This window comes from Tumidithrix elongata BACA0141 (genome assembly GCF_036349135.1).
Classification (GTDB): domain Bacteria; phylum Cyanobacteriota; class Cyanobacteriia; order Pseudanabaenales; family Pseudanabaenaceae; genus Tumidithrix; species Tumidithrix elongata.
The window spans coordinates 1-6,231 of record NZ_JAZBJZ010000189.1 but is presented as its reverse complement, the minus strand read 5'-3'; the positions used below and the strand labels follow the sequence as shown (position 1 = coordinate 6,231).

General features: G+C 46.0%; 4 protein-coding genes. 1 reads left to right on the top strand and 3 read right to left on the bottom strand.

The features are described from left to right. Positions 1-186: 186 nt before the first annotated feature. Entirely contained in the window at positions 187-4,107 is a 3,921-nt protein-coding gene (gene cobN / locus V2H45_RS24690; RefSeq protein ID WP_330486354.1) for a cobaltochelatase subunit CobN, read from the bottom strand. 299 nt (positions 4,108-4,406) lie between these two features. Here cobN and V2H45_RS24685 point away from each other — a divergent pair, with 299 nt between their 5' ends. Beyond that, complete coding sequence (locus V2H45_RS24685; protein ID WP_330486353.1) at positions 4,407-5,183, top strand: Uma2 family endonuclease; 777 nt, start codon at positions 4,407-4,409, stop codon at positions 5,181-5,183. Between the two features lie 36 nt (positions 5,184-5,219). Here V2H45_RS24685 and V2H45_RS24680 read toward each other — a convergent pair whose 3' ends face one another. Next, the gene (locus tag V2H45_RS24680) at positions 5,220-5,933 is read right to left on the bottom strand and encodes a hypothetical protein (RefSeq protein ID WP_330486352.1); all 714 of its coding nucleotides are present in this window, start codon (positions 5,931-5,933) and stop codon (positions 5,220-5,222) included. Positions 5,934-5,947: 14 nt separating this feature from the next. Further along, positions 5,948-6,157: a hypothetical protein gene (locus tag V2H45_RS24675; protein ID WP_330486351.1), complete on the bottom strand. Its 210-nt coding sequence runs from the start codon at positions 6,155-6,157 to the stop codon at positions 5,948-5,950. Positions 6,158-6,231: the final 74 nt, after the last annotated feature.

Below are 6,231 nucleotides of genomic sequence, written 5' to 3'. Positions count from 1 at the left end.
AACCTATAACTTTGGGGGCTTTTTTTCTACCCTAAACTTCTCAAACACGCTCTAAAGTGCCTGGTTTAAAAATTGAAGACTGGACTCTGGAAGAGTAAAAAAGTGCTACCTCAAGCGGGTTGCGATCGCATTCCCAAAACTAAACGTTGGTCTACCTTTGAGGTTTTAAAAGGAACTCAACGCTGTCTACATGCTCTCAATCGTGGCTTCGGCTTCTAAAACGAGCGATCGCAGTTGGTGCTTCATTTCGGCAGAGATATCTTTCCAAAGTCCGCGCTGATTGGCTTCTAACAGTCGTTCTGCCATGTCTCGCAATGCCCAAGGATTCTTGGATTTAATAAACTTCTGTACCTTCGCATCCAATAAATAGGCATTGGTAACTCCCTCATACATAAAGTCGGGAACCACCTGTGTCGTGGCATCATAGGCAAATAGATAATCGATGGTGGCTGCCATTTCAAAGGCTCCCTTATAGCCGTGACGCATCATGCCTTCGATCCATTTGGGGTTTACCACGCGGGAACGATACACCCTACTGATTTCCGAGGAAAGCGATCGCACCTTGGGATTTTGGGGGCGAGAATGATCGCCAAAATAGATTTCAGGATTCTGTCCTGTCAGCGATCGCACAGAAGCAGTCATTCCCCCTTGAAATTGATAATAATCATCGGAGTCCAGCAGATCGTGTTCGCGGTTATCCTGATTTTGCAATACGATCTGTAATTGCTTTAGCCGCTCCTCTAAAACTTCGGGTGCAGCATGGGCATTACCATACCCTGTATAGGCATAGCCGCTCCAGTTCATATAGGCTTGGGCTAAGTCGCGATCGCTTTCCCAGTTTTGACCTTCGATCAGTCCTTGCAGCCCTGCGCCATAGGCACCGGGCTTAGAACCAAATACGCGATATCCAGCCTTGGCTCTGGCTTGTTCGATGTCTACACCTTGCTCGATCAGAATTTCTGTATCTCTTGCCACCTGTGCTTTGAGGGGATTCATTTCATCAGGTTCGTCCAGTGCTGCCACCTTCTGCACTGCTAGGTCGAAGAGGCTAATCAAATTGGCGAATCCATCACGAAAGAAGCCAGAAATTCTCAGCGTCACATCTACGCGCGGACGACCGAGTACGCTCAAGGGAATGATGCAAAAGTCTACAACTCGTCTCGATGCGCCATCCCATACTGGTTGCGCCCCAATTAGTGCCAAGGCTTCGGCAATATCATCACCCCCCGTTCGCATTGTGGAAGTTCCCCATACGGACAACCCCAAAGATCGCGGATAGTCGCCATGTTCTTGGGTATAGGCTTCTACTACCAGTTCGGCACTACGTCGTCCCACATCCCATGCCGTCTCTGTAGGAATGGCGCGAATATCCACGGAGTAGAAGTTTTTCCCTGTCGGCAAGACATCCATTCTGCCTCTCGTCGGCGCTCCACTTGCCCCACTGGGCACATATTCGCCATTTAAGCCTTTGAGGAAATTTGTGACTTCGCGATCGGTTTGTAATAGAGCTTGGTGAATGGATGCAATCAGCGCTCCGCTCTCTGCATCTAATTCAGCTTCTAAGCAAGTTGGGAATTTCGGGCTGGGATTGAGATAGCGATCGACCCATTCCGTCGCATAGTTTTCTAATACCGCGATCGCATCTCCGACAATGTGGCATTTGGGTTGAGCGTTTGGGGATTCTGGAGCTTGGTGTTCCAAATCGCGATCTAAATATTTTACTAAGGCTTCTGGAAGTTCGGTAAAGGGTTGACTTGGCTCAGCGGTGAGTGGATCGAAGTCAAGATGGAATTTTTGGGCGATCGCTTGTGTAATTCCCAATCTCTGTCCTAAGCCTTGGCTCACAGCATTTCCCGCAGGATTGCGCGCGATCGCCACAATCAAATCGCGGAGCTGTCTCCCCTCAGGGCATTGTCCGAAAATATGCAGCCCATCCCGAATTTGTGCCTCTTTCAGTTCGCACAGGTAGCCATCGGTTTGGGCAACAAATTCACTAAAATATTGCGCCTCAAGCATTCGATTTGTAGGAGACACTCCCGAAAGCTGTTCGCCGATTACGGCTTTCAGATCGTGCTGCAAGTTCTCCTGTTCCACCAACTCTAAGATTTTCTGCTGAATCAGCTTGCTACGGCTAGGATCTAGACTCTGGGATTCGTGATATTCATCGATCAAATGTTCCAGCTTTTGTAAACCGCCATAGGTGTCGGCACGGGTCATCGGTGGCGTGAGGTGATCGATAATCACAGCCTGCGATCGCCGTTTTGCCTGCGTTCCTTCCCCCGGATCGTTGACAATAAAGGGATAGAGATGGGGTAAAGCTCCAAACACCGCTTCAGGGAAACAATCTTCGCTCAAAGCCAGACTTTTCCCCGGTAGCCATTCCAGATTGCCATGTTTGCCGATATGCGCGATCGCATCGACCTCAAACACCTTACGCAACCAAGCATAAAAGGCGAAATAGGCATGGGGCGGTTCCAAATCAGGAGCGTGATAGTTCAGACTCGGATCGAGATCGTAGCCCCTTGCGGGTTGGATTCCCACAAACACACTGCCAAACTGAATTCCCGCGATCGCGAAAGCCTCATCCTCTTGATGGCGATTCTCTTCTATAGCGTGAGAATTGATTGTGGAAGGCTCACCCCAGCGACGAACGACTCGTTCTCTCACCTCTATGGGCAGTCCGTCAAAAAACGCGATGTATTCCGCTAGCGAGAGCGAACTGACCACAGATAACTGCGAACCATTTACCGAAGCCTGACTTTCAAGATCGTTCGTAATCCCTTGGGTAAGTTGGCGGATCAGCGCATCCCCATCTTGTGGCAGACCAGAGATTTGATAGCCTTCCTTTGCCATCGCTTTGAGAATATGGATGCAACTCGCAGGCGTGTCCAATCCCACCCCATTGGCTAAGCGACCATTCCGCGTGGGATAGTTTGCCAAAATCAGAGCCACCTTGCGATCGCTGACAGGTTTCCGTCTCAATTTCGCCCAATTGGCTGCGAGGTCGGCAACAAAATCAATCCGATCTTGAATCGGTTCGTAAACGATGATATCTGTCTCTAGTTTTGAATCCCTTGTGGAGACTGACTTAAACGATACAGCACGGGTAATAATTCTGCCATCCACTTCAGGCAAAGCCACATTCATCGCTACATCGCGGGGTGATAGCCCTAGAGAATTCTCTTGCCATTGCTCCACGGTACTGCTACTGAGAATGACTTGGAGAATCGGTACATTCAACGATCGCCAAATACTCCCCTTGTCTTCAGCATTCGGCTTAGACAGGGAGAAACTGGTGGTATTCAACAGGACATCAATGGTACTGTTGCCTTCAGCATCTAGGAAGTATTCCTGTAATTGCCGATCTAGATCGGGATCTTGCATGGAATAGACGAAGACTGGTATCGGTTTGAGACCGCGATCGCTGAGGGCTTTAAAAAGGGCACAAATCGGTTTGAGATTTCCCGACAAATAATGGGCTCGATAGAATAGAATTCCCACGACTCCCAGAGATTGCGGAGAATTCTCCATAGCCACGCAGATAGCCGCACGTTGGCAGCGATACAGCCCAATTTTGGGAATCACTTTGGGTTCATGGGGTTGATAAGCCGTATATAAATAGGCATCGCTGAGGAATTGCAGAGCCGCGATCGCATTTTCGACGCCCCCATTCAAAAAATATCGCCAAACCCGATCGACAATGCCCAGTGGCACATTGGAATGACTCACCAAATCGGGATCGAAGCTATCATCCCCCGGTAGAACAATTAATTTAATCTCGTTACGCTCGCTCATCAGCGATTTGCACACCTCTAGCCCATAGGACCAATAACTGCGCCCGCCTAGTAATCGCAGGACAATCACTTGAGCCTTTGCCAAAACCGTCTCTGCGTAGGTGTCAATTGTCAGCTCTTGCTGTAGATTTAACAGGTTCGCTACCCGTACCTGCGGAAAATCGGAGGGAAGCGTTTGGGTAGCGATCGCGAGGGTCTGGGTATCGGTATCCGCAGCCGTCAAAATCACAATCGGTGCAGGAGTTTGTTCGACAAAGACGACTCCTTCGCGATCGGGCGTCCATCCGCCTGGTATAGCAGCAATACGATGCATTCTTTTCGAGTTATTCCTGTGTAATGAAGTGCAAATTCCCAAAGCTTTTACACACCATTTTAGGCATGTCTTACCACTACTAGACTGAAATATTTCTTAAATCCAATCGCTTCGGTGAAATTTCTGAATAACCATGCGATCGCGGAATCTGAATATAGGCTTTTCAAGAATAGTCACGATAGATTAAGTGAAATTAAGCCAAAATTTCCATAATGAGAATAGCTGCTGCTTTGAGTTGAGCGTACTTGTCGGCATTAAAATATGCTAGGTTAGGGACAGATCTGACTTGGAGCGCCGTTATGACAATTTCAGGTAATCAGAAGCTAATTTCAACAATTGAATCCCCGTTAGAGGACTTTGAGCCGATGCCCGAAGGTGATAAACAGCGGCGAAATTTAAGTTATGCAACTGAGGCTCTAAGGCTGTGGTTTGAGCAAACATCAGATGTATATGTTTCTGGAAATCTATTTATTCGTTATGAAGAGAATGGTGTAGAGAAGAGAATTGCACCTGATATCTTTGTTGTATTTGGAACGAGTAAAGAAGATAGAGTAAGCTATACAGTTTGGGAGGAAGAGGGTAAAGCTCCTGATTTTGTTTTAGAAATCACTTCTAAGGGAACGGTAGCAAAAGACCGCGAGGAAAATCCATTAATTTATGAAGCTTTGGGCATAAAGGAATATTTTCAGTACGATCCAACGGGTGAGTATTTGAAGCCTGCTTCTTTACAGGGAGTACGTTTAGAAAATGGGAAGTATGTTGCACTCGCTTCTTCAACTTTAACAGATGGTACTTTATCGCTTCATAGTGAAGTGTTGGGTTTGGATCTGCATCTTTTTCCCGATCTGAGTTTTCGGTTCTACGATCCGATTTCTAATCAGATTTTACGGTCTCATGCTGAGGCGGAACATGCGAGGTTTCAGGCGGAACTAGAGCGATCTTTCGAGCAACAGGCTAGGCTTGAGGCTGAAGCGATCGTTGAGCAAGAACGTAATGAAAAGCTCAAAGAGCGTCAAGAAAAAGAGAGGCTTGCCGCTTATCTGCGATCAATGGGTATCAACCCCGATGAGATCTGAATACTCGTTTTTCCTCTTTGACTTTGAAGGTGATCGCTACTGGACTTTCTGATTTTCAATTGCAGAATTTGCAAATTTTTTGAGTTCTTCGAGTCTTCCAGCTTTGATACCTATTGAATAACGATATCCATTTTGATCCCAGACCATATAGCTGTTGCTAGCTGAGGCTCCCCCAATAAAAGGAATAAAAAAGCCTTCAATATCTCTAGCAAGCATTACATTGTTAGCTTTTTCAGGAGATCTATAAGGTTTAAATTTAGGGTTGGCGAGTTGATGCAGTTCTTCGTACCTCTGTAGCGCTGTTTTGGTTGCTGGAGTGATCTCTTCACCTGTAAAGTATGTATATCTGCATGCAACCCTGCTTTCATCTAGGCATAAGACTAATTCATATTTTGAGACAGTTGCGCTTTCAATCTGTACTGTTAGATTAGGTTTAAGGTGATTGATATCAAGATCGCCAGGAACAACTGAAGGCAAAACAATTGGAACTGAAGTTCTCTTTCTGAGTTCGTCAATGTATTTCCTGAATTTTGGTCTGATTGATACAGCCAAAACTTCTGCCTCTTTTTTTTGCAGGGTTGTGGATACATTAGGAGGATGATTTACATTGACAAGTTCCTTCTGAAAGACTTGTACTGAAGATGATATTTGATCCAAAGTCCATGATTTAGGAGCTTCACATCCCGAAAAAGGAATACAAGTACCTACAAGACAAGATAGATAAAGAATACTTCTAATTGTAAGCCTCATGAATTCGCCCTCTTTTAAAAATAACTGAGCTTTGTTAGTGTGTTGAAATATTTTAATGCCATGTCTGCAACGTGTTGTGCACCTCCAGCACCTGCCAAAATTGCACTAGCTTGAATATATTGCAAAGTATTTCCGTTAGTAATATAGTCGCTCAGGCTTACACCTGTAAAAATTCCATCTTTCATCCCTTTTACAAGAATATCGGCTGCAAGTTGTGGCTGCACAGCTAGTTCTGGGTTATTTACTAAAGGGCATCTCTAAAAATACAAACAAGAGTAGGAAGGGATTTGAGGAAAAT